Below are 730 nucleotides of genomic sequence, written 5' to 3' on the forward strand. Positions count from 1 at the left end.
CGACCTGGAGGCGCTGCCCGCGCTGTTCACCTGGCCCGAGGACGGCGGGTCCTTCTTCAACCTCGGCCTGACCCACACCAAGCACCCCGAGACCGGGGCCCGGAACCTGGGCTTGTACCGGCTGCAGCGCCATGACCGCCGCACCATCGGGATGCACTGGCAGATCCATAAGGACAGCCGCAACCACTACCAAGTGGCCGCCAGGCGCGGTGAGAAGCTGCCGGTGGCGATCGCCTTCGGCGCGCCGCCCGCCGTGACGTACGCCGCAACGGCGCCGCTGCCGGGTGACATCGACGAATACCTCCTCGCGGGCTTCGTTCAGGGCAAGCGGGTCGAGATGGTCGACTGCAAGACGGTGCCGCTGCAGGTCCCGGCCAACGCCGAGGTGGTCATCGAGGGCTGGCTGGAGCCCGGGAAGATGCTGCCCGAGGGGCCGTTCGGCGACCACACCGGCTTCTACACCCCGCAGGAGCCCTTTCCGGCGCTCACCATCGACTGTGTGACGATGCGGCAGCGCCCGCTGCTGCAGTCGATCGTGGTGGGCCGTCCGCCGACCGAGGACGGGCCGCTGGGGCGGGCGACGGAGCGGTTCTTCCTCCCGCTGCTCAAGATCATCATCCCGGACATCGTGGACTACCACCTCCCGGAGTCGGGCGGCTTCCACAACTGTGCGATCGTCTCCATCGAGAAGAAGTACCCGAAACACGCGCAGAAGGTGATGCACGCCATC

Annotated in this window: 1 protein-coding gene; it reads left to right on the forward strand. The window is 68.2% G+C overall.

From position 1 onward, the window contains the following. A partial coding sequence (locus tag CCN51_RS45225; protein WP_245881813.1) for a UbiD family decarboxylase occupies nt 1-730 on the forward strand: 730 nt, incomplete at both ends.

It is taken from the genome of Streptomyces milbemycinicus, assembly GCF_002154605.1.
In the GTDB taxonomy this organism is placed as follows: Bacteria; Actinomycetota; Actinomycetes; order Streptomycetales; family Streptomycetaceae; genus Streptomyces; species Streptomyces milbemycinicus.